Annotated in this window: 17 protein-coding genes and 1 pseudogene; 9 read left to right on the plus strand and 9 right to left on the minus strand. The window is 70.6% G+C overall.

The window, feature by feature from the left end:
* Positions 1 to 28: 28 nt before the first annotated feature.
* The 6 genes from BCD49_RS10355 (at position 29) to BCD49_RS10380 (ending at position 7,472) form a co-directional block, all read left to right on the plus strand.
* On the plus strand, positions 29 to 1,222 hold the full coding sequence (locus BCD49_RS10355; RefSeq protein ID WP_241832301.1) for an ABC transporter substrate-binding protein: 1,194 nt from the start codon (positions 29 to 31) through the stop codon (positions 1,220 to 1,222).
* Positions 1,223 to 1,289: 67 nt separating this feature from the next.
* Positions 1,290 to 4,193, plus strand: coding sequence for a branched-chain amino acid ABC transporter permease/ATP-binding protein (locus BCD49_RS10360; protein WP_071041435.1), 2,904 nt, complete (start codon positions 1,290 to 1,292; stop codon positions 4,191 to 4,193).
* Positions 4,183 to 4,890, plus strand: coding sequence for an ABC transporter ATP-binding protein (locus BCD49_RS10365; RefSeq protein ID WP_007509790.1), 708 nt, complete (start codon positions 4,183 to 4,185; stop codon positions 4,888 to 4,890). The genes BCD49_RS10360 and BCD49_RS10365 overlap by 11 nt, the downstream gene beginning before the upstream one ends.
* Positions 4,891 to 4,995: 105 nt before the next feature.
* On the plus strand, positions 4,996 to 6,273 hold the full coding sequence (locus tag BCD49_RS10370; RefSeq protein ID WP_071041446.1) for an amidohydrolase family protein: 1,278 nt from the start codon (positions 4,996 to 4,998) through the stop codon (positions 6,271 to 6,273).
* Positions 6,270 to 7,055 carry an SDR family oxidoreductase gene (locus BCD49_RS10375; protein WP_007509786.1) on the plus strand — a complete coding sequence of 262 codons (786 nt, stop codon included), beginning with the start codon at positions 6,270 to 6,272 and terminating at the stop codon, positions 7,053 to 7,055. Before BCD49_RS10370 ends, BCD49_RS10375 begins: the two co-directional genes overlap by 4 nt.
* Positions 7,056 to 7,148: 93 nt before the next feature.
* Positions 7,149 to 7,472: a Rieske (2Fe-2S) protein gene (locus BCD49_RS10380; RefSeq protein WP_007509784.1), complete on the plus strand. Its 324-nt coding sequence runs from the start codon at positions 7,149 to 7,151 to the stop codon at positions 7,470 to 7,472.
* 41 nt (positions 7,473 to 7,513) lie between these two features.
* On the opposite strand, the gene BCD49_RS10385 is transcribed toward BCD49_RS10380, so the two are convergent.
* Positions 7,514 to 8,125 carry a TetR/AcrR family transcriptional regulator gene (locus tag BCD49_RS10385; RefSeq protein ID WP_007509782.1) on the minus strand — a complete coding sequence of 204 codons (612 nt, stop codon included), beginning with the start codon at positions 8,123 to 8,125 and terminating at the stop codon, positions 7,514 to 7,516.
* 311 nt (positions 8,126 to 8,436) lie between these two features.
* Here BCD49_RS10385 and BCD49_RS10390 point away from each other — a divergent pair, with 311 nt between their 5' ends.
* The 3 genes from BCD49_RS10390 to BCD49_RS10400 all read left to right on the plus strand — a co-directional run bounded on the left by BCD49_RS10390 (position 8,437) and on the right by BCD49_RS10400 (position 11,410).
* On the plus strand, positions 8,437 to 8,829 hold the full coding sequence (locus BCD49_RS10390; protein ID WP_007509781.1) for a Zn-ribbon domain-containing OB-fold protein: 393 nt from the start codon (positions 8,437 to 8,439) through the stop codon (positions 8,827 to 8,829).
* Between the two features lie 23 nt (positions 8,830 to 8,852).
* Positions 8,853 to 10,064, plus strand: a complete 1,212-nt coding sequence (locus BCD49_RS10395) for a thiolase family protein (RefSeq protein ID WP_071041436.1) — start codon at positions 8,853 to 8,855, stop codon at positions 10,062 to 10,064.
* A gap of 89 nt (positions 10,065 to 10,153) precedes the next feature.
* Positions 10,154 to 11,410: an ABC transporter substrate-binding protein gene (locus BCD49_RS10400; protein ID WP_007509776.1), complete on the plus strand. Its 1,257-nt coding sequence runs from the start codon at positions 10,154 to 10,156 to the stop codon at positions 11,408 to 11,410.
* Between the two features lie 182 nt (positions 11,411 to 11,592).
* Here BCD49_RS10400 and BCD49_RS10405 read toward each other — a convergent pair whose 3' ends face one another.
* From BCD49_RS10405 to BCD49_RS10440, 8 genes and pseudogenes are all read right to left on the minus strand, one after another.
* Positions 11,593 to 12,657 carry an NAD(P)H-dependent amine dehydrogenase family protein gene (locus BCD49_RS10405; protein WP_007509774.1) on the minus strand — a complete coding sequence of 355 codons (1,065 nt, stop codon included), beginning with the start codon at positions 12,655 to 12,657 and terminating at the stop codon, positions 11,593 to 11,595.
* Positions 12,658 to 12,886: 229 nt separating this feature from the next.
* Positions 12,887 to 14,422, minus strand: a complete 1,536-nt coding sequence (locus tag BCD49_RS10410) for a class I adenylate-forming enzyme family protein (RefSeq protein ID WP_007509772.1) — start codon at positions 14,420 to 14,422, stop codon at positions 12,887 to 12,889.
* A 179-nt stretch (positions 14,423 to 14,601) separates the two neighbouring features.
* Positions 14,602 to 15,489 (minus strand): annotated as a pseudogene (locus BCD49_RS10415) (enoyl-CoA hydratase/isomerase family protein); the annotation flags it as partial.
* Between the two features lie 276 nt (positions 15,490 to 15,765).
* The gene (locus BCD49_RS10420; protein WP_007509768.1) at positions 15,766 to 16,629 is read right to left on the minus strand and encodes an enoyl-CoA hydratase/isomerase family protein; all 864 of its coding nucleotides are present in this window, start codon (positions 16,627 to 16,629) and stop codon (positions 15,766 to 15,768) included.
* Between the two features lie 56 nt (positions 16,630 to 16,685).
* Complete coding sequence (locus BCD49_RS10425; RefSeq protein WP_007509766.1) at positions 16,686 to 18,098, minus strand: acyl-CoA dehydrogenase family protein; 1,413 nt, start codon at positions 18,096 to 18,098, stop codon at positions 16,686 to 16,688.
* 4 nt (positions 18,099 to 18,102) lie between these two features.
* A complete protein-coding gene (locus tag BCD49_RS10430) occupies positions 18,103 to 18,885 on the minus strand; it encodes an enoyl-CoA hydratase-related protein (RefSeq protein ID WP_198536180.1) in 783 nt (260 codons plus the stop codon).
* A gap of 56 nt (positions 18,886 to 18,941) precedes the next feature.
* Positions 18,942 to 20,180, minus strand: coding sequence for a hypothetical protein (locus BCD49_RS10435; protein WP_027141076.1), 1,239 nt, complete (start codon positions 20,178 to 20,180; stop codon positions 18,942 to 18,944).
* 283 nt (positions 20,181 to 20,463) lie between these two features.
* Positions 20,464 to 21,711: an amidohydrolase family protein gene (locus BCD49_RS10440; protein ID WP_051466413.1), complete on the minus strand. Its 1,248-nt coding sequence runs from the start codon at positions 21,709 to 21,711 to the stop codon at positions 20,464 to 20,466.
* Positions 21,712 to 22,042: the final 331 nt, after the last annotated feature.

Raw genomic sequence — 22,042 nt, forward strand, 5'->3', positions numbered from 1 at the left:
CGGCGTGAAGAACAACAAGTTGATTTCGGTGACCGCTGCTGCCGGCCTGTTAGCGGCCCTGGTCGCGGCCTGTGGCGGTGGCGGCGACGACTCCAAGGGTGCGGACTCGGCGAGCGGCGGGCTCACCGGGTCACCCATCACCATCGAAGTGATCACGACCCTCACCAGCGTCACGCCCGGCACCGAGGCCTACCAGGCCGCGCAGGCAGCCGCCGCGGCGGTGAACGCGTCGGGGGGCATCAACGGGCACCCGCTCAAGGTGAAGGTGTGTGACGCCAAGGGCACCGAGAGCCCGACGGCCGCGACGACCTGCGCCCGCAACCTGGTCGCGGACAAGGACGTGATCGCGGAGGTCGGCGACTACCAGGCCTTCCCCGAGCAGACCAACACGATTCTGAACGCGGCGAAGGTGCCGAACATCGCCTCACAGCCGAGCTCCCAGTCGACTCTCTCCTCGCCGAACTCCTTCCCGCTCGCGGGCTCGGACGGCGCAGGCCTGGGGACCGTCCTGGCCGACAACGGTGCGAAGAACATCCAGGTCGCCTACACGAACGTCGCCGCGGCGGCCGCCGCGGTGGGATTCAACACGATCACGCTGCAGCAGGGCCGCGGCCTCAAGCTCATGGGCGGTATCCCGGTCGAGGTGACCGCCACCGACCTGACGCCGGTCGTGACCGCCGGGGCCAAGGGTGACGGCGTGGCGATGGCCATGATGCCGACCCACGTCGCCGCGTGGCTGAACGTGGCCAAGAGCGGGAACTTCACCCAGAAGCTGTCCGCYAGCGCGGGGTCGCTCACCGAGGACACCCTGAAGTCGCTCGGTACCAAGGCCAACGGTCTGCTCGTCGCGGCGGGCCTCCCGCTGGTGACCAGTGACATGCCGGGCATCAAGCGCTTCAGGGACGAGATGGCCAAGTACCAGCCGAAGGCGGACATCGACCAGGTCAGCCTCAACGCCTGGATGGGTACCTGGGCCTTCGCGCAGGTCGCGCGCACCATCAAGGGCGACGTCACCCGGGCCTCGGTGCTCGATGCCTTCGGCAAGCTCACGAACTTCAACGTGTTCGGCCTTCTGCCGGAGGGCYACACCACGACGAAGGACTTCGACTTCCCCGGGCTCGGCCGCCTCTTCAACCACCAGATCATCGAAGGTGTCGTGAAGGACGGCAAGCTCGTGCAGACGTCCGACGGTTACGTGCCCGTCTTCACGCCGAAGCCGTAACGATCACGATGCCCGAAAGCCGCGATGCCCGCGGGTCGGTGACGACCCGCGGGCAGGGGGTGGTCCAGTGATCCGTTTTCTTTTCCTCGGCCTGGGGCTGGGAGCCATCTACGCCCTGGCCGGTCAGGGCCTGGTCCTCATCTACCGAGGGTCCGGCGTCCTCAACTTCGCCCACGGCGCGTTCGCCRCCGTGGGCGCCCTCGCCTACTACGACCTGCACGTCAGTGCCGGTCTGCCAGTCGCGCCGTCGGTCGTGCTGGCACTACTCATCTCCGGCGCCGTCGGCACGCTCATGCACMTTCTGGTCATGCGCCCGCTGCGGCATGCCCCGCCGCTGACCAGGGTGATCGCGACCMTCGGCGTGATGGTCGTGCTGCAACAGCTCGGCCGAATAGTGTTCGGGACCTCGATCCGCATCGTGCCGTCGTTCCTGCCGACCAGGAGCGTCAGCCCCGTGGGCGGAGCGGCGGTGGGGCTGGACCGCTTCGTCCTGCTCGGTATCGCCATCGTGGTGTCGGCGACCCTCTGGCTGGTCTACCGGTACAGCAGGTTCGGCGCCATCACCTCGGCGGTGGCCGAGAACGAGCGCGGCGCGCAGCTCATGGGCCACTCACCCGACGTGATCGCTGTGATCAACTGGACCCTCGGCGCCATGCTCGCGGGCCTCGCGGGCATTCTCATCGCGCCGATCGCCGGGCTGGACATCAACACCCTCGTCCTGCTGATCATCCCGGCCCTGGCCACCGCCATGATGGCCCGGTTCGACTCCTTCGCCGGCGCCCTCCTCGCGTCGCTGGTCATCGGCATCTCCCAGTCCGAGATCACCAACTACGTGCACGCCTCGGGCTGGAGCGACGCCGTCCCGTTCCTGTTCGTCATCCTGGTGCTCGTCGCCCGGGGCCAGAGCCTGCCGCTGCGCAGCCACGTGAACGAGCTGCTCCCAGAGATCGGCACCGGGCGCCCGCGGCCGCGCTGGCTGGTGGTGGCCGTCGTGGCGATGGCGGTGCTGATCCTGGTCACGCCCACGACCTGGAACGACGCGCTGACCGCCACGACCATCGGGGCGATCATCTGCGTGTCGCTCGTGGTCGTGACCGGCTACGCCGGCCAGCTGTCCCTGGCGCAGTATGCGTTCGCCGGCTGGGGCGGCTACGTCGCCTCCCGGCTGGCCGCGGTGGCCGGCCTGCCGTTCCTGCTGGCACTGGTCATCGGTGTCGCCGCGGCCGTGCCCGTCGGGATCCTCATCGGGCTGCCGGCGCTGCGGACCCGCGGGATCCACCTCGCGATCGCGACCTTCGGCCTGGCCTACTCGTTCCAGAGCATCCTCTTCCAGAGCGTCCCRCTCACCGGGGGCCTCGAGGGTACGGTCGTCGATCCGCCGACGCTGTTCGGCTGGGACATCGACGCGGTCAACCACCCCAAGCGCTACGCCATCACCTGCCTCGTCGCGCTGGTGCTGGCCGGGCTGGTGGCCGGGAACATCAGGCGGGGGCGTTCGGGAAGACGGCTGGTGGCGGTCCGGGGGAACGAACGGGCGGCCGCCTCGCTGGGGATCAGCGTGTACGGCGCCAAGCTCTACGCGTTCGCCCTCTCGGCGGCGATCGCGGGGCTGGGCGGCGTCCTGCTGGCCTTCCAGACGACCTATGTCGACTTCAGCCAGTTCAACGTCTTCAACTCGATCGCCGTGATCATCAATACCGTGATCAGCGGCGTCGGGTTCCTGGTCGGCGGCGTCGCCGCCGGCCTCAGCATCGCTGGCGGCGTCACCCCCAAGATCTTCGGCGAGCTGATCACGAGCGGCTCGGCCAACCAGTACGTGACGCTCGGCCTCGCGGTGCTGCTGGTGCCGACCCTGATCCAGTACCCCAACGGCCTGGCGGCCTGGGTCGTCACCTGGAAGCTGCCGTGGGGGCGCCTTCCCTTCCGGCGCGCCACGTCGCCCGACGACGCCGGTGCCGCGGACGGAGCCGGCGTCACGACCGACGCGGACGGGGCCGACCCGAACGGGGCCGACCCGACCGCCGACGGCCCGAAGCCGGCGGCAGCGGACGACGCGACCGACGCGGCGCGCGTGGCGCTGCGGAAGGCCATGGCGAAGGCCACCCCCGCCGTGCCGCGCCGGGTCACGCCGCGGGTGCTGGAGGTGGAGGACGTCTCGGTCCGTTTCGGCGGGGTGCAGGCGCTCGACGGCGTGTCCATCCAGGTGCGTCCGGGCGAGATCGTCGGCCTGATGGGGCCGAACGGCGCCGGCAAGACGACCTTCATCGACGCGGTCACCGGCTTCAACCGCATCCAGGACGGGAAGATCCTGGTGGACGGTGTCCGGATCGACGGCCTGAACGCCCGCCGCCGTGCTCGCCTGGGTGTCGGGCGGACCTTCCAGTCGCTCGAGCTGTTCGACCAGCTGACGGTGCTGGAGAACCTGCGTACCGCCTCCGACCCGCGCGACTCGGCCGCTTACCTGACCGACCTGGTGCGGCCGCGGCACACCGAGCTGACGCCGGCCGCCCGGTCGGCGATCGAGATGTTCGAGCTGGCGAAGGATCTGCGCCGGGTGCCCTCCGAGCTGCCCTACGGCCGCCGCCGGCAGGTCGCGATCGCCCGGGCCATCGCGACCGAGCCGTCGATCCTGCTGCTCGACGAGCCGGCCGCCGGGCTGCACGAGACGGAGACCCAGGAGCTGTCCGACCTGCTGCTGCGGCTGGTCGACGAGTGGGGCATCGGCGTGCTGCTCGTCGAGCACGACGTCCCGATGCTCAACCGGGTGTGCGACCGCCTCGTGGTCATGGACTTCGGCAAGGTCATCGCGACCGGGACACCGGCCGAGATCCGCGTCGACCCGCGGGTGGTCGCCGCCTATCTCGGCGAGGAGCGCGCGGCGGAGCCGGAGGGCGAGCGCGCGCAGGAGCCCGTCGGGGAGGCGCGCGTCCAGGACGAGCGCCCGCAGGAGGTGGTCAGCGATGCCCGATGAGTCCACGGCGGTGCTGCGGGCACGGGGCCTGTTCGCCGGCTACCGGCGGATCCCGTGCGTGCGGGACGTCAGCCTCGACGTGTATCCGGGCGAGATCGTCGTCGTGCTCGGACCGAACGGCGCCGGCAAGACGACGACGCTGTTGACCCTTGCCGGGGCGCTTCCCGGCCTCGGCGGGGAGGTCCACTGGCGGGGCAACCCGACGAAGGCGTCGCTGCACCGCCGGGTGCGCGACGGCCTGGGCGTGATCCCGGAGGAGCGCTCGGTCATCTCCCGGCTCTCGGTGCACGACAACCTGCGCATCGGCCAGGGGCCCGTGGAGCAGGCCCTGGAGCTGTTTCCCGAGCTCAGGCCGCTGTTGCGCCGGCGGGCCGGCCTGCTGTCAGGGGGCGAGCAGCGGATGCTCCTGACGGCCAGGGCGCTGGCGGCCGAGCCCGCGGTCCTGCTCGCCGACGAGCTCTCCCTGGGGCTGGCCCCCAAGCCCGTCGCCAGGCTCATGCAGGCCCTGCGGGCGGCGGCGGAACGGGGCGCGGGCGTGCTGCTCGTCGAGCAGCACGCCCGGCAGGCGCTGGCCGTCGCCGACCGGGCATACATCCTGCAGCGCGGGAGCGTGGTCTGGTCGGGCTCGGCCGACGAGGCGAGGCAGAACCTCCACCAGGTCGAACGTGCCTACCTGGGGCAGGACGTCGACGCCTGACCAGCGGATTCGGGCCGCCCGCCACTGGCGGGCGGCCCGAATCGTAGTTAAACTGAGTTTAAATACCGACAGTGCCGACTGTGGAGCACGGAAGGTCGCGTGCCGATGCACAAAGAAGACATGATCCTGGTCAGTATCGATGATCATTCGATCGAGCCGCCCGACATGTATGAAAGGCACGTTCCAGCCAAGTACCGGGACCAGGCACCGAAGGTCATCCGCAACGCCGACGGGATCGACCAGTGGGTCTTCCAGGGCGCGGCGACGTCGACGCCGTTCGGCATGGCCGCCACGGTCGGCTGGCCGGCCGAGGAGTGGGGCCGTGACCCCGGCACCTACACCGAGCTGCGGCCCGGGTGCTTCGACCTGAACGCCCGGATCGACGACATGAACGCCAACGGCGTGCTCGCGTCGATGTGCTTCCCCAGCATGGCCGGCTACAACGCCAGGACGTTCGCCGAGGCGCCGGACAAGCAGCTCTCTCTGATCATGCTCCAGGCCTACAACGACTGGCACATCGACGAGTGGTGCGCCGGTGCTCCCGGCCGGTTCATCCCGATCGGGATGCTGCCGATGTGGGACCCCGAGCTCGCGGCGGCGGAGGTCCGCCGGCTCGCGGCGAAGGGCTGCCCGGCGGTCAGCTTCCTGGAGGCCCCGCACGCGCAGGGATACCCGAGCCTCCTGTCCGGTCACTGGGACCCGCTGCTGAACGCCGTCGTCGAGACCGGAACGGTGCTCTGCCTGCACATCGGCGGCGGCATGGGCCTGCTCAAGCTGCCGAAGGAGGCCCCGGCGGACCACTCGATCATCCTGTCCACGCAGATCATGACCCTGGTCGCGCAGGACCTGATCTTCGGCGGGGTGCTCCTGAAGTACCCGACCCTCAAGATCGCCTTCTCCGAGGCCGGGATCGGCTGGATCCCGTTCTACCTCGAGCGGGCCGACCGGCACGTGAAGAACCAGCTGTGGCTGCGGAACGACTTCGGCGGCCGGCTGCCGTCGGAGATCTTCCRTGAGCACGTCCTGGGCTGCTTCATCACCGACCCGATCGGGCTGAAGAACCGGCACGAGATCGGCATCGACATCATCGCGTGGGAGTCCGACTACCCGCACACGGACACGACCTGGCCCGAGTCGCCGGAGATCCTCTGGAGCGAGCTGGTCGACGCGGCGGTGACCGAGGAGGAGACCCACAAGATCACCTGGCAGAACGCCTGCCGGTTCTTCGGTTTCGACCCCTTCACCGCGATTCCGCGCGAAGAGGCCACGGTCGGCGCGCTGCGGGCGCGGGCGCATAACGCGCACGTCGACACCACCCGGATGTCCAAGAACGAATGGCGGCGGCGCAACGAGGCGGCCGGGATCGGAGTGCTCGTCCCATGAGCGCGACTGGCGGCGGCGAGGGACAGCTCGCCGGCAAGGTGGTGGCGGTAACCGGCGCGACCAGCGGGTCCGGCCTGGCGATCGCCAGGCGGTTCGCGGCCGAGGGCGCCTCCGTCGTCCTGTTGGCACGGGGGGCGGACCGGCTGAAGGCGCTGGAGGAGGAGTTAGGGCCGCGCGCCGTCGGCGTGACGACCGATGTTGGCGACCCGGACAGCGTGCGCGCCGCGTTCGAGGCCATCGAGGCGCAGTTCGGGAAGCTCGACGTCCTCATCAACAACGCCGGCCTGCACCGCCCGTGCCCGTTCGAGGCGCTCACCGACGACGACATCGGCCGGGTGGCGCGCACCAACCTGCTGGGCCCGGTCTACACGTGCCGGGCGGCGATTCCCCTGCTGCGGGCCGCGGGCGGCGGCGACATCATCAACACCTCGTCCGAGGTGACCCTCGAAGTGTTCCCGTACGAGTCCATCTACAAGGCGACCAAAGCGGGTCTGGAGGCGCTCGGCCAGGCCCTGGGCCTGGAGTTCGAGAAGGAGGAGATCCGGGTCACGACCCTCATCCAGGGCGTGGCGCTCGGCGAGGGCGGCGGTTCGACCGACTGGGAGGACAGCGGGGAGCACACCCATCTGGTGTGGCCGCGTCTCCAGGCGGAGGGAACGGTCAACCGGGTGATCGGAAAGCACGGCGGAATGACCGTCGAAAGCGTGGCCGACGTCCACGTCTTCATCGCCACCCGACCTCGTGGCCAGAAGCTCGACGTCGTCCGCGCCCGCAGCTACTAGTGATCCCAGAGGAAATGGCCGACGGGCATGCGAAAGAAGATCGTTTTAGCATGCCCTTTGGCTCTTAGGGCGATTGGTGCCGGAGATTCTTTAGTGGCCGAGTTCTATGACGCCCTGCCGGTGGACTTCATCGAGCCGGGCGAGACGACGACTGTCGACGTGGATGGCTTCCCGGTGGCGGTCGCCAACGTGGACGGCGAGTTCTACGCCTTCCAGAACCTTTGCCCCCACCAGGGCAGCAAGCTGGGTGGGCGCGCACTGGACGAGGGCTGTTTCATCATCTGCCCCACACACGCCAGCAGGTATGACGTGCGTTCTGGCGCCTGTGTCCGGCCCTCGTCCTCAGACGGATTCAACCAGGATCTGATGGTCTTCCCCACCCGTGTTCAGGACGACGTCGTCCAGATCCAGATCTGACGCAAGAAGACAAGAAGATGAGTGGAACCGCCGGCCGGGCGTCAGAGCGAGAGGGTGCTGTCCGGATGCAGCCCCGCGAGCACGATGGCCGTCCGGCGGTGCAGGGCAAGATTGAGTCGACCGGTCCGGCCCTGGGCCCATTCCAGAATGGAGTCCAGCACCAGGGCCTCCAGGATCTGCGCCATCTCGGCCGGCTCGACCTGGTCGGTCACCTCGCCTTCCTTCTGCGCTCGCGCGAACAGCGTCTCGAAGGCCTCGGCGAAGGCCGGGTCAGGGGGAGGTATCTCGCTGTCGGGCCGGCGAGGGCGTCGGAACTCGGCGAGAGCGCGGATGACGGCCGCCGGGTCGGCGGCCTTGATGTTGCGTGCCAGCGCGTTCATGAGGGAACGCAGCGACTCCTCGAGACCCCGATTCGCCTTGATGCAGCGGGCCGCCTCCTCGCTGAGGACGGAGGCGGTCTCGTAGCCCATTTCGAGAAGAATTTCCTCCTTATGGGCGAAGTGGAAGTAGAAGGTCCCCTTCGTGACTCCGGCGGCTTGGGCAATCTCCTCGGCCGTCGTTTCTTCGATCCCGGTCTCGAAGCCTCGCTCGGACCACAGGCGCAGTGCGGCACGCACCAAGCGGCGTCGAGTTTCGCGGGAGCGCGCCTGCATAAGGCGGGCCCGCCGCGGTGTGGGTGGGGTAGTCATTGACCAAATATACCGGCGTGGTCACCCGCCGCGTCACGCGACCCGGCCGAAAAGAGCGGGCGCGTGGCCGGCCTCAGCCCCTTGGTGGCGGCACGCCCCGGGAGGACGGCGCCCCACCGAGCGTCCCGGCGCGGCTGGCGGCGCCCATGTCGGGCCCCGGTTGTCGCCCTGGTGGAGCCGGTCGCGGTGAAGTGCGTCACGGCCGGCGCGGGGCAATCGTATGAGCGATTCGTGTGACGTCGTCGTGACGCGCACCCTGGCGTGGGGAGTTGTCCGTGGCTGATCGGGTCCCGTTGGTGGACTATCTGGTTCTCTCCGACGATCCCCATCTTGTCGCCCACGAGTGCGAACGGTGCGGGGCGCGATTCTTCGACCGACGCAACGCGTGCGCCTCGTGCGGGGCCATCGGTTTCCACCAGGTCGACATCCCGAGAAAGGGAACGCTGCTCACCTACACGATCGTGTCGACCGCCGGGCCGGGAATTCAGGTGCCGTTCGTCGCCGCCGTCGTCGACTGCGGCGGCACGATCGTGCGCGGAAACATCGTGAATGTCCAGCCCGATCCAGGGCAGGTGCGGACGGGTATGGAGGTGCGGCTGACCACCGTCTCCGTGGGCACGGACGGCGTGGGCGTCGAGGCCGTCGGTTACGGGTTCGAGCCCGCTTAGGCGGGCTCGCCAAGACGAAAGGAATGTCCGCCGTGACCCAGGACGTCTGGATCCTCGGGATCTCGATGACGAAGTTCGGCAAGCACCGGGACAAGGACACGGTCGACCTGGCCTCCGAGGCCGCGCTCGCCGCGTTCGGCGACGCCGGGGTCGGGATCACCGACATCGACGTKCTCGCCGCCGGCAGCCTGATGGCGGGGACCTCCGCCTTTGGCCAACAGCTGCAGAAGCAGATCGGTCAGACGGGAATCCCGGTCTACAACGTCGCCAACGCCTGCGCGACGGGCGCGACCGCGCTGCGTACCGTGATCATGGCGATCAAGGCGGGGGAGGCCGACCTCGGCCTGGCCGTCGGGGTCGAGAAGCTCTCCGGCGCCGGGCTGTTGGGCCCCGTCAACCGTCGGAAGGAAAGCGACACCTGGGTGCCGGACGGCCGTTTCGGCGCGCTCACCTCGCTGGACGGCAGGGTCGGCACCGACTCGATGCCGGGGGTGTTCRCCCAGATCGGCCTGGAGTACGGGCACCGGTATGGGGGAGCCAACTTCGAGCTGTTCGCCAGGATCTCCGAGAAGAACCACGCGCATTCGACGCTGAACCCCCTGGCGGCCTATTCGAAGCGGTTCACCCTCGAAGAGATCATGAATGATGTCATGATCGCCTACCCGAACACCCGGCCGATGTGCTCGGCGAACTGCGACGGCGCCGCGGCGGCGGTCGTGGTCAGCGACAGCAAACTGCGGACGCTGTCCCTCGAGCAGCGCCGGCGCGCCGTGAAGATCAGCGCGTCGGTGCTCACCAGCGACCCCTGGCGCGAGGGCTGCCAGGTGCTGCCGGACGTCAACACGCTGACCCGGCAGGCGGCGACCCGGGCCTACGAGCAGGCCGGCATCGGCCCGGAGGACCTCGACCTCGTCGAGCTGCACGACTGCTTCGCCACGGCCGAGCTGGTGCACTACGACAACCTGATGCTGTGCCCAGAGGGCGGCGCGGTCGACTTCTTCAACTCGGGCGCGACCTGGCGTGACGGCAAGACGCCGGTGAACGTCAGCGGCGGGCTGGAGTCCAAGGGGCACCCGATCGCGGCGACCGGCATCGCGAACGTCTGGGAGATCTGCCACCACCTGCGCGGCGAGGCCGGGGACCGCCAGATCGAGGGGGCCAGGGTCGGCCTCGCCCACGTCATAGGACTCGGCAGCGCCTGCGGCGTGCACGTCCTGGAAAAGGCGGCTGCCTAAGGAATCGCACGGAATTCCCACCAGCAAGAAGGCGCCCGGCACTGAACCTTGCCGGGCGCCCTTTCCCATATCAGCAGAGAGTTGAAAACGTGTTAGTGCACTTACGTCGACGTGGCTGGGCGGCGGTCGCCGCGGCCGGCGTCGTGATTCCCCTCGCTGTGGCCGGTTGCTCGAAGTCCGACCAGGCGACCGGCAACGCGGCCTGCGGCAGCCCAGGGGTGACCCCGACCGAGGTGAAGGTCGGGTTGGTCTATCCCGACAGCGGCGCCATCGCTGTCGGGTTTCGTTTTGCCCGCAGCGGCGTGCAGGCCCGGGTCGCCCTCGCGAACGCGTCGGGCGGCGTCAACGGACGCAAGATCGTCCTCGATTGGCGCGACGACCAGGGGAGCACGAACGGGTTCACCCTCGCCGCCCAGGACCTGCTGACGCACGCCGGGGTCTTCGGACTTCTCGCCGAGAGCATCGTCGTCTCCGGCTCGGCGGACCAGCTGGACAAGGACGGCATACCGATCGCTGGCCTGCCCGGCGAGGAGGCGTGGACGCAGCACCGGAACATGTTCACGTTCGGCTCGCTGCAGTCGGCCGGTTCCGCCATCACCACGTTTGGGCTCTACGCGCGGCGCTTCGGCGCGACGAAGGTGGCTCTGGTCTACAACGACACGATGTCACAGTCGGCGCAGGGACTGGTCAAGCTGTTCACGGAGAGCCTGCGGTCCCAGGGCATCGCGGTGGCGGATTCGATCGTCTACACGGCCGGGGTCACCAGCCCTGCCAAGGTTGTCACCCAGGTCGAGGCGAGCAACGCGGACGCTCTCGTCAGCATTCTGTCGGCCGACGACTTCCTCCCCGTCTACACCGCGGCCAAGCAGGCTGGGCTGACGTTCAAGGTCACGCTCACCACCTCCGGCTACGACTCACAGCTCCTCGCCACGCAGGGCGCCAATATGGCTGGGATGTCGGTCCTGACGCCGCACATTCCCTTCAGCGCGGACTCACCCGCGCTGCGCACCTACCGGCAGGCGATGAGCGACTACGCGCCGGAGCTGGGCCAGACTGACAACGAGGTCGCGCTCGCCGCCTACATCACGACGGACGAGTTCCTCCACGGCCTGGAGCTCGCCGGAGCCTGCCCGACCCGCGACGCCTTCATCGACAACCTGCGGGCGGAAAAGAACTACAACGCGGGCGGCCTGATCCCCACCACCGATCTCAGCCGCTTCGGCGAGGCCAACCTCTGTTACAGCTTCGTCCGGGTCAACCAGGCCGGGACCGCCTTCGACGTCGTGCCCAGCTCCGACGGGCCCGACCCCAACCAGTGGTGCGGCACCCGGCTCGGTACCGGCTAGCTCGGCGGCCTTTCATCGGGTGGCCCGCACCAGGTTGCCCGCACGGGGCTCGATGGTCAGGATCCGGCGGGCCGCCGCGAAACTCGCGGCGCGCCCGCCGGGCTGGCCGCGCCGCCCCAACAGGTCCGAGCCCGAACAGGTCCGGTACAAGCCCGATCCAGATCGGGGCAGTGCCGGCCGGCCTAGATCTTGATGGTCGAGTTCTTCGAGGGGAAGGGCGCGACATCACGCAGGGAGAGGACTCCCGGCGCGGCGGCGCACACCTGGGGGATGGCGTTGACGACGCTCATCGCCGAGGCGACGGCGATCGGGTCACCGACGAAGCCGGCAGGGGCGGACACGGTCATGTCCAGGCGGATGCAGGGCTCGCCCGTCACCTCGGCCCGGTAGCCGTCGCCCTTGAACTCGAACTCCGGGAAGTCCTGCTCGCGGAGTCTCTCCACATGCCCGACGATGACCCGAGCCTCCCCGCCAACCATGCCCTTGACCCGGTACTGGAGACCGGAGATGGTGCCGGCGGGGATGTGGCCCGACGCGACATCGAAGGCCTCGTCGGCGTAGATGACGCTGCTCTCCTCAACGATGTCCTCGATTTCCACGCCGATGGCGTCCGCCAACATGTGTAGCGTCGTCGCGTGATAACCCGTGGTAACGCCTGGTTGCAGGATGGGCGTGTGCGCGGTGTCGTGCTGGCCGAAACCGAAGAACCTCGTGATGCCCTCGCCCTCCCAGTAGGCGTTGTTCATGAACTGGAGCATCTCGACGCTCTTGACCTCGCGGGCCAGGCCGAGCGCGGACAGGGCGAGCGCCGCGGTTCCGTAGCCGGGATCCATGCCGACGGTGAGGAAGGACGACCCGCCGTCGAGGCAGGCCTGCTCGAGGTCCTTGAAGAGCTTGTCGTCCTGCGCGCGGGGATAGACCAGCGTGGGCCACCACAGGTTCACCACGTTCTTGCCGGACCGGAGAATCCGCAGCAGGTCCCCGAACGTCTCCATCGGGTTGTCGATCCAGTTGCGCCCAACCGTGAAGCAGACACAGTCCGCGGGCGTGGCGAGCACCGCGTCCTTGTCGCTGGTCACCTGCACGCCGAGTGGGTCTAACCCGTAGAGCTCGCCGAGGTCCCGGCCGTCCTTGTCCGCGGAGCGGGCCCAGGCCCCCACCACCTCCAGGTCGGGATGGCCCAGCACGCCGATCACCGCCTCCTTGGTGACCACACCGGTTGCCCAGTGGATGACTCGATACGCCACGATCGCCTCCGCAGGTCAGCTCGGTTTTTTGAACCGAGTACAACATAACTACCTCGCGGACATCGTGCACCCAATCCGGCCAGGGCCGCGCAGACCGCGCAGACCGGGGACGGTCGGCTGGACATGCTGTGCGCCAGCCGATCCGCGACCGTCGCGTCCCGCCCAGGTCCGAACATGGCGAAGCCGCCGGTCCCGGTGGGAGCGGCGGCTTCGGCGGAGTCTGGCTGGGTCAGCTCGGCGCGAGTTCGGCCGCGAGTTCGATGAGGTCGGCGGCGCGGACCTTGCCCACCTCGGTGCGGGGGAGCTCGTCGAGCTGGACGAAGCGGGCCGGCACCTTGTACGGGAGGAGCTTCTCCCGCGCCGCCGCGGCGAGGGCCGCCGGGTCGAAGTCGGCGCCCAAGTGGGTGACGACGAAGGCCCAGGGGACCTCGCCGAGCCGGTCGTCCGGTATGCCGACGACGGCGCAGTCGGCGACCGTGGGGGAGAGGCGGAGGACCTCCTCGACCTCGCCGGGGAAGACCTTCAGCCCGCCGCGGTTGATCATGTCGGAGACGCGGCCCTCGATCCAGAGGAAGCCGTCCTCGTCGATCCGGGCGATGTCGCCGGTGCGGAACCAGCCGTCCGGGGTGAGCCGGTCGCCGAGCGCCTTGCCGTCGGCGTATCCAGCGGACACCGCCGGCGTGCGGACGTAGAGCTCGCCCTGCCCGCCCGGCTCGACCTCGCCCCCGTCCGGGCCGACGATGCGCGGCGTCACCCCCGCGTGCGGCCGGCCGATCGAGCCGAGCTTGGACTCGCCGAACGCCCGCGCGTCCGCCGCGTTCCAGCCGACGATCTCGCCACCGATCTCCGTCTGGCCATAGCAGTTGAGCACCGTGACGCCGAACTTGTCCTTGAACAGCCGGGCGCGCAGCGGCGAGAGCGGCGCGGTGATGCCGCGGACGTAACGCAGCGGCGCGAGCGAGATGACCGACGGGTCGTCCGTCAGCATGTTCATCGCCGCCGGCGGCAGCACCGTCGAGCGGATCTGGTGCTTCGCGACGGCCCTGGTGAACGCCTTCGTCGTGAACGTCGGCATGATGACCGCCGGCGCGCCGACGCGGAACGCGAACAGCACGTTGTAGATGCCGGCCGACAGCGCCATCGACGTCGGGATGAGGTTCGGCATCGGTGCCTTGCGCTGGGCCAGCCTGTCCTTCGCCGCGTCGCCGACGAGCTTGGCCAGCACCGGCTCCAGGAGCGCCAGGTAGCCCGAGTGTCGCAGCAGCACCGGCTTGGGCCGGCCGGTCGTGCCGGATGTGAACTGCACCAGCGCGATGTCGGCGTCGTGTGCGGGCACGTCCGCGGGCGTGCGCCGGCCCGGCACCGCCTCGGCCCAGGCCAGCTCGCCGCCGTTCGTACCCGCGTGGACGACGATCGGCAGGGCGCCGCCGGTGACCCGGTCCGCCCAGTCGGGCATCGTGACGATCGCCGCCGGGCGGACCGCCTCGACCAGGTAGGCGATCTCCGCGTCCGACGTGCGCGGGTTGAGCGGCACGTACACGGCCTCGGCGGTCCACACGCCGAACATCGCGGCGACGACCTCGGCCCCGCCAGGCAGCATCACCGCGACCGGATGGCCCGGGCGCACCCCGGCCGTCCGCAGCACCGTGGCCAGTGCCTCGGCGCCGCGGCGCAGCGCCGCCCGGGTCGTCTCCTCGTCCTCGACGAAGACCGCGGGCGTCGCCTCGTCGCCCTCGCGCGATTCCAGCAGGTCGACGAGCCTCATGCCGACCCCTCCGACCCCTCCGACCCCTCCGACCCCTCCGACCTCGACGACCCCTCCGACCTCGACGATCCCTCCGACCTCGACGACCGCTCCGGGCTCGACGGGCTCGCCGGCTGGGCCGGGGCCGCGGGCCGCTCGTCGGCCCGCTTCGCGGCCGCGAGGGCGGTGGCCGGCTTCGGCTCCTGCTCCAGGTCGGCCCACTTGGCGGGACGCTTCTCGACGAACGCCGCCGGGCCCTCGACCTGGTCGGCGTGGCCCCAGACGGAGACGAGGTGCGTGGCGCCGGCCTTGCACGCGGCCGTCAGCCCGTCCTCCAGCGCCCCCCACAGCGCCCGCTTGGTCGCGCGCATCGCCACCGGCGAGTTGCGGGCGACCAGCTCGGCGATCTCGGCGGCCCGTTCGCGCAGCCGTACCGGCGGGTCGACGACCTCGCTCACCATGCCCAGCTCGTAGGCGCGGGCCGCCGGCATCCGCTCGTGCGCGCCGACCAGCGCCATCCTCATCACCGGCTCGAACGGCATCTTGCGCAGCAGCGCCATCAGCTCGAACGAGACCACCTGGCCGACGGAGACGTGCGGGTCGAAGAACTTCGCGTCCGCGGCGGCGATGACGATGTCCGCGTCGGCGACGAAGTGGAACCCGCCGCCGCCGCACAGCCCGTTGACCGCCGCGATGACCGGCTTCTCGACCTTCTGGTGCCAGGCCGTGAAATGCAGGTCGAAGACCTCGGCCTCCGCCCGGTAGCGCTCCATGCCGAGGCCGTCGGTGGCGATCTCGGCCACGTCGACGCCGGTCTGGAACGCCCGGCCCTCGCCGGTGTGCACGATGACCCGGATCTCCGGGTCGCCGTCGAGCTCCAGCCAGGCCTTGGCCAGCTCGTCGCGCATCCGGTTGTTCATCGCGTTCAACTGCTTCGGCCGGTTGAAGATGAGCCAGCCGACGTGGCCGCGGCGCGCGACGACGAGCGTCTCGTAGCCGGGGTACACGTGGTCGAAGTCGGCCGCGGTCGCGGGCGTCCCCGGCGCCCCCGACGCCGCCCTGGTCGCCGACGAGTCCGTCACGCTCATCCTCCTAGGCCGTTTCTTCGGGATCTGGAATGGGAACGGGCCGCAGCCCCGCTGTAGACACAGAGAGTGTTCGGACATGTACGGCTGTGCGGGCCGCTGAGGCGCCAGCCGGCCGCGGGAGGGGTGAGGGGTGGGCCGCCGGCGAACTCCGCTCCGGCCCAACCCTGCCGCCGAGGCCGAAGCGTGTCGGATGGGCGAGCCCATGGGCTTGCCCATCCGACACAAACCTCAGGCCGTCCGTTGGACTGTGTCGGATGGGGAAGCCCATAGACGGGCTCATCTGACACGCTCCGCTGTTGGCTGCCGCGAGGCGAGCACCTTCTCGTGCTCCGCCTCCCGGTCGAGCGGTGCCCACCGCGCCGGGCGCTTCTCGACGAACGCCGCCGGGCCCTCGACCTGGTCGGGATGGCCCCACAGGCCGACAAGGTCGGCGGCCGCGGCCTGGCAGGCGGCCGTCAGGCCGTCCTCGAGCGCGCGGTAGAGGGCGCGCTTGGTCGCGGCCATCGCCGCCGGCGAGTTGCGGGCGATCTTCGCGGCCAGGTCCGCGGCCCGCTCGCGCAGCTCGGCCGGATCCTCGACCACCTCGCTGACCATGCCGAGCTGGTAGGCCCGGGCGGCGCCGAGCTTCTCGTGCCGGCCGGCGAGCACCAGCCGCATGATCGTCTCGGCAGCGAGCTTACGGGTCAGCGCGATGCCCTCGAACGCGGTCACCTGCCCGACCGACACGTGCGAGTCGATGAACGCGACGTCGGACGCGGCGATGACGACGTCCGCGTCCGCGACGAAGTGCAGGCCGCCGCCGACGACCCGGCCCTGGATCGCGGCGATCACCGGCTTGACGACCCCGCAGTGCCAGCCGGTGATCCGCAGCTCGGACCGCTTGGTCCGCCGGGACTGCTCGCGCAGCGCGCCCGGGTCGCGGCTGAGCTGGACGACGTCCAGGCCGGTGCAGAAGTCGCGGCCGGCGCCGACGTTGACGATGACGCGCACCGCCGGGTCGGCGTCGAGCTCGGCCCAGGCACGCGGCAGCTCGTCGAACATGACGCCGTCCATGGCGTTGCCGGCCTTCGGCCGGTTCAGTTCGAGCCAGCCGACGGGCCCGTCCCGACTGACCCGAAGGGTCTGGTACTCCTCGGACATCTGCTCCGACTCCGACTAGGTAGAGACCTTGCGAGGGCGACCCCGCGAGGGCGCGGTCAGCTGCGGGGGACGTCCTTCCAGGCCTTGCCGCGGTGCGGGTCGGGCTCGCGGGGCAGGCCCAGCACGCGCTCGGCGAGGATGTTCTTGTTGACCTCGGACGTCCCGCCCTCGATCGTGTTGGCCCGGCTGCGCAGCATGCCCTTCACCTCGTGGGGGAGGGACTCGGCGTAGACCTCGGCCGGCTCGAGCGGGGCGCCGTCCGCCCCGGCGTGTTCGGTACCGGGGATGAAGTCCGACTCCCACGCGGCGCCGTACGCGCCGAGCAGGTCGGCGGCCAGCGCCTGGGTGCGCTGGTTGAGGTCACCCTGGTGGACCTTGCCGATCGAGCTCTCCGGCCCCGGCGCGAGCCCGGCGGCGAGCCGGGCGCGGATGCGCTCGTTGTTCCAGGCCCGGATCCGCTCCTCGCTGTAGAGGTGCGCGATCTCCTGGCGGACGGTCGGCTCGTCCCAGCCGCCTGGCCGGCCCGCGGCGCTGACCTCCTTGGCGAGCTTCACCAGGTGCAGCGCGCCCGAGCCGCCGATCCGGTCGACGCCACCTGAGCCGGAGCCGGAGACCATCTGCCGCTCGCCGGACAGGGTGGAGTTGCCGACCCGCCAGCCGTCGCCGACCGCGCCGAGCCGCTGGCTGTCCGGGACGACCGCGTCGTCGAGGAAGACCTCGCAGAAGTCGACCTCGCCGGTGACATGCCGCAGCGAGCGCACCTCGACGCCCGGCTGGTGCATGTCGATGAGGAAGTAGGTGATGCCGCCCCGCTTCGGCACGTCCGGGTCGGTACGGGCGAGCAGCACGCCGTAGTCGGCGAGGAAGCCCCACGTCGTCCAGACCTTCTGGCCGGTGACGATCCAGTTGTCACCCTCGCGGACGGCGCGGGTGGCCAGCGACGCGAGGTCGGAGCCGGCGCCGGGCTCGGAGAACAGCTGGCACCACACCTCCTCGTTGCGCACGATCGGCGGCAGGAAGCGGCGCTTCTGCTCCTCGGTGCCGTGCGCGAACAGCGCGGTGGCGGCGTTGGCCAGGCCCAGCGGGTTGAGCCGGCCCAGGTTGTACGGGCGCAGCTCCTCGTCGGCGGCCCTGGCGGCGCCCGACGACAGGCCGAGGCCGCCGTACTCGGGCGCCCAGCGGGCCGCGACCAGGCCGGAGACGCCGAACACCGGGTACCAGCGCTCGTAGTCCGCCCGGCTGCGCACCTTCCGGATCGCCGCCCGCCCGCCGGCCGCGGCGGCCTCGCGCCAGGTCACCGGCACGTTCGCCTCGACCCATTCCCGCACCTTGGCGCGGGCCTCCTCCGGCGTCGCGTCCGCGGCGAGCAGCAGCCGCCCGTTCGGCCCGACCGGCCCCTTCGCGTCCGCCGCGCCCTTGGGCAGCACCGCGTCCGGGGTGCCGGCCGCGTCCGGCGTCGTCACCGACATCCCGTCACCGCCCCTTGAAGTTGGCAGAGCGCTTCGCCGCGAAGGCCGCCAGGCCCTCGCGGAAGTCCTCGCTGCGCGACGACAGCTCCATCCCGAAGGCCTCGTTGCGCAGGTGGTCGTCCAGATTGGCCGAGGCGCCGACGTGCATCAGCCACTTGGTCAGGCCGAGCCCCACCGTCGGTCCGGCCGCGAGCCGGGCGACGACGTCGCCCGCGGTCGCGTCGAGCTCCTCGGCCGCGGCGACGGCGTGGATCAGGCCCCAGTCGACGGCGGTGGCCGCGTCGACCCGCTCGCCAAGCAGCAGCATCCGCCGTGCGCGCACCTCGCCGACCCGGCGCGGTAGCAACCAGGTCAGGCCGCTGTCCGGGGTGAAGGCGCGCTCGGAGAACGGCGCCCAGAACCGGGTGTCCGCGGCGGCGACAGTCACGTCGGCGGCGACGGCCAGCGCCAGGCCGATCCCGGTCGTCCAGCCCTGCACCGCGCACACCACCGGGGTCTGCACCGTGCAGATCAGCGGGATCAGCCGGTGCGCCTGGAACGGCAGCCGGCGTTGGATCGAGCCCGCCCGGGGCCTGGGGCCGCCGGCGCTGTTGCGGGCGACGATGTCCGCACCGCCGCAGAAGTTCTCGCCGTTGCCGCGCAGCAGGATGACCCGGACGGCCTCGTCGGTGCCGGCCTGGGCGATCGTGTCGATGAGTCCGTACATCATCGCGTCGTTGATCGCGTTGCGCTTCGTCGGCCGGTCCAGCGTCAGCCGCAGCACCGGCCCGTCGAGGACGACGTCCAGCCCTGGCGCGCTCGCGTACCCGGGGCTGTCGGCGGCGTCCTCGCTCACGACGGCGCTCACAGGTCCTTGAACCGTTCGGCGATCGCGTCGAGGGTGTTCTGGAGGTTGCCGGTGCCGCCGGGCGGGTCGGGTAGGCGGATGGCGCCGTGCTCGCGGCTGGGCAGCAGGATCGTTGCCGTTCCGGGCGTGGTGAGCTCGTCGCGCTGGTTGGTCGCCGTCAACTCGAGGTCGACGGCGGGCCGGCCGCCCTCGGCCAGGTACTTCCTCACGACCGTGCCGCGCAGCCACTGCGTGTCGCCGACGTAGTTGAACTTGCGGAACTCGCAGGAGAGCTTCCACAGCCAGGCGTCGTCGCCCATCCAGTCGGTGCACAGGTGGATGAGCCAGGTCTCGCGCATCCGGCCGTAGTCGTAGGTCGTCGGGTTGCCGGCGCGGCGGGCGAGCTCCGGGTCCCAGTGCACCCGCTGCTGCACGTCCGGGATGTTCAGGTCGTCGCGGTAGTAGAAGCCCGGGATACGCCGGCGGTTCGCCAGCGCGAGGCGCAGCGGGGCGACACCGTAGAGGCCCATGCCCATGCCGACGTGCCAGCAGACCATGTCGGTGACCCGCAGCGGCCCCTTCACCATCGGCCCGATCGTGTCGCCGATCTGGACGTCCTCCCAGTGGCGCGGGTCGCCGCCGCGGCGGGCGGTGGCCTCGGCGTCGTAGGCCGCCTCGATCTCGGCGATCTGCTCGTCGGTGTACCGCTGAGGCTCGATCTTCGCGTACTTGCCGCGCTCGCGGGCCTTGCGGCGCTCGGTGCGGACCATGTTGCGGTACTGCCCGGACAGCGGCGTGCCGGTCTCGTCCATGAAGACCTGGCCGCCCCACTCGTGGACCGCGCGGCCGGCGAACTCGCTCACCTTGTCGTGCACCCCGACGAGGGCGTTGCGGCGGAACACCCGCAGCCCCGGCCGCAGCGGCGCCCACCACTCCCGGGACGCCCCCGAGTAGAAGGCGTGCACCCCGCGCAGCGGGTCGCCCTTCATCACGTCCCGGAGGTGGCCCGGAATGCTGGTGACCTCGTCCTCGCCGATGAGGGTGTCGCCGCCGACGAGCGGGGGTGGGGCGATCGGCCCGCCCCAGCTCGACGCGGTCGCGTAGTCCTCGTCGCACCACAGCGGGTTGTCGTCGCCGTAGCAGCGGGCCACGTTGCGGAACGCGTCGACGTTCGGGCGCCGGTACTGCGGCGGGGCGGTGTGCGGCTCGGCGATGCCGATCCGGGCCCGCAGCCGTGCGATCCCCTCGTCGGTGATCGTCCCGCCGGGCCGGGGCTCCCGGGCCTTGGTCTTGCCATCCGCTGTGGCGGGGTTCGCGTCCTCGGCTTTGGTCGCGGTGGCGTCGCTGGCATTCGTGACCACGGATGGGCCGCCTTTCGGGGTCTTACGGCCGACTACCTGACGGTGGATGCGGTAACCCCGCTCGTAATGGTCAGGACCGAGCAACCGAGCTGGCGCGGAGGCGCACCTCCGCGGAGGCCCGGCCCCGAGCGAAGCGACGGGGTCGGGCCTCCGCGGAGGTCGCCGGAGCGAACCAATGTCACAGCCCCAGGAGCCTGGCCGCGTTGCCACAGGCGATCTTGTCGATGTCCGCCTGGGGCAGGTGGCCGAACTGCTGGGCGGCGGCCTTCTTCGACTGCGGCCAGGTGCCGTCCTGGTGCGGGTAGTCGGTCTCGAAGACGACGTTGTCGATGCCGATCCGGTCGAGCAGGTCGACGCCCACCGGGTCCTTGAAGAAGCAGCTGTAGACCTGGCGACGGTAGTAGGTCGACGGCGGCTCGGGGCAGTGCAGCTGGCCGTGCGCCCAGCCGCGGTGGGTCAGCCACACGTCGTCGGCCCGGTCGAGCACGTACGGGATCCAGCCGATCTGGGCCTCGGCGTACATCAGCTTGAGGTCGGGGAAGCGGTGCGGCACGCCGGAGAAGAGGAAGTCGACGAGGCTGCCGGCGCTGTTGCTGAACAGGACCGTCGCCTGCACGGCCTCGGGGGCGTCAGGCGCGGTCTGCATGACCTTGGTGCCCGACCCGATGTGCATCGCGACGACGGTGCCGGTCTCCGCGCAGGCGGCGAAGAACGGGTCCCAGTACCCCGAGTGCAGGCTCGGCAGGTCCAGGTAGGACGGAAGTTCAGTGAACGCGACGGCCCGCACGCCGCGGGCGGCGTTGCGGCGCACCTCGGCGGCGGCCAGGTTCACGTCCCACAGCGGCACGATGCACAGCGGGAGCAGCCGCCCGCCCGACGTGCCGCACCACTGTTCGACCATCCAGTCGTTGTACGCCTCGACGCAGAGCTTCGACAGCTCCTTGTCCTTGCCCCACAGGAAGATCTGTCCGCAGAACCGCGGGTAGTTCGGGAAGGCCAGCTGGGCGGCCACCCCGTTGATGTCCATGTCGGCGATCCGGTCGGCCACCTTCCAGCAGCCGGGGCGCATGTCGTCGAACGTGATGCCGTCCATCGTCACCTCGTCGGCGGGGACACCGGCCGCGGCGATGTAGCGCTTGAGGCTCGTCATCCGGCCCTCGTAGCTCCACCAGGCCACGTCCGGACCGTCGGTGCCGGGAGCCTCGATGTAGCTGGAGCCGACGAGCTTCACCTCGCCGGCCGGGGCCATCACGATGCGCGGACCCTGCTCGCGGTACTTCGCAGGCAGCCGGGAAATCCACACGTCCGGCGCTTCGACGACGTGCGCGTCCATGTCGATGAGGTCCGGGATCTTCGCCAGGACCGACGCGTCGACGTCGGGCCCGCCCACCACCTGCGGGAGCTGCTCTGTCGTCAGGTCTGTCATGGCCGTATGCACCACCGATCCGGCTGAGTACTGCTCGTCACTGCTCGTCCGACCGCGCTCGTCCGACCGGCGCGCCGCTGTGTGCGCCCAGGCGGCGTCCGCGGTCACCGAGCTCGCCGCCGTCCCGCCGATGCCGGCGGATCGCGGTTGTCGCTGGTGTCGCRGCGGTCCGCTGCGCTAGCATAATGTATACGATCTGCCCGGCCAACCGTTCGCGACGCCGCCGACAAAACCGGCGTCGCGGGTGGGGGCGGCGCCGGAGGGGGAATAGCCCCCGCCCACTCCGGCGTGGGCGCTTGTGCGGGCGAAGGGCACGCGGCGGTGGTGAAGC

This window comes from Pseudofrankia sp. EUN1h, from assembly GCF_001854645.1.
GTDB lineage: Bacteria > Actinomycetota > Actinomycetes > Frankiales > Frankiaceae > Pseudofrankia > Pseudofrankia saprophytica.

Excerpts from the sequence above, each read along its gene's own strand:
- BCD49_RS10420 (WP_007509768.1), bottom strand. The coding sequence starts at position 16,629 with ATGTCCGAGGAGTACCAGACCCTTCGGGTCAGTCGGGACGGGCCCGTC.
- BCD49_RS10375 (WP_007509786.1), top strand. The coding sequence starts at position 6,270 with ATGAGCGCGACTGGCGGCGGCGAGGGACAGCTCGCCGGCAAGGTGGTG.
- BCD49_RS10425 (WP_007509766.1), bottom strand. The coding sequence starts at position 18,098 with ATGTCGGTGACGACGCCGGACGCGGCCGGCACCCCGGACGCGGTGCTG.
- BCD49_RS10385 (WP_007509782.1), bottom strand. The coding sequence starts at position 8,125 with ATGCAGGCGCGCTCCCGCGAAACTCGACGCCGCTTGGTGCGTGCCGCA.
- BCD49_RS10440 (WP_051466413.1), bottom strand. The coding sequence starts at position 21,711 with ATGACAGACCTGACGACAGAGCAGCTCCCGCAGGTGGTGGGCGGGCCC.
- BCD49_RS10365 (WP_007509790.1), top strand. The coding sequence starts at position 4,183 with ATGCCCGATGAGTCCACGGCGGTGCTGCGGGCACGGGGCCTGTTCGCC.
- BCD49_RS10410 (WP_007509772.1), bottom strand. The coding sequence starts at position 14,422 with ATGAGGCTCGTCGACCTGCTGGAATCGCGCGAGGGCGACGAGGCGACG.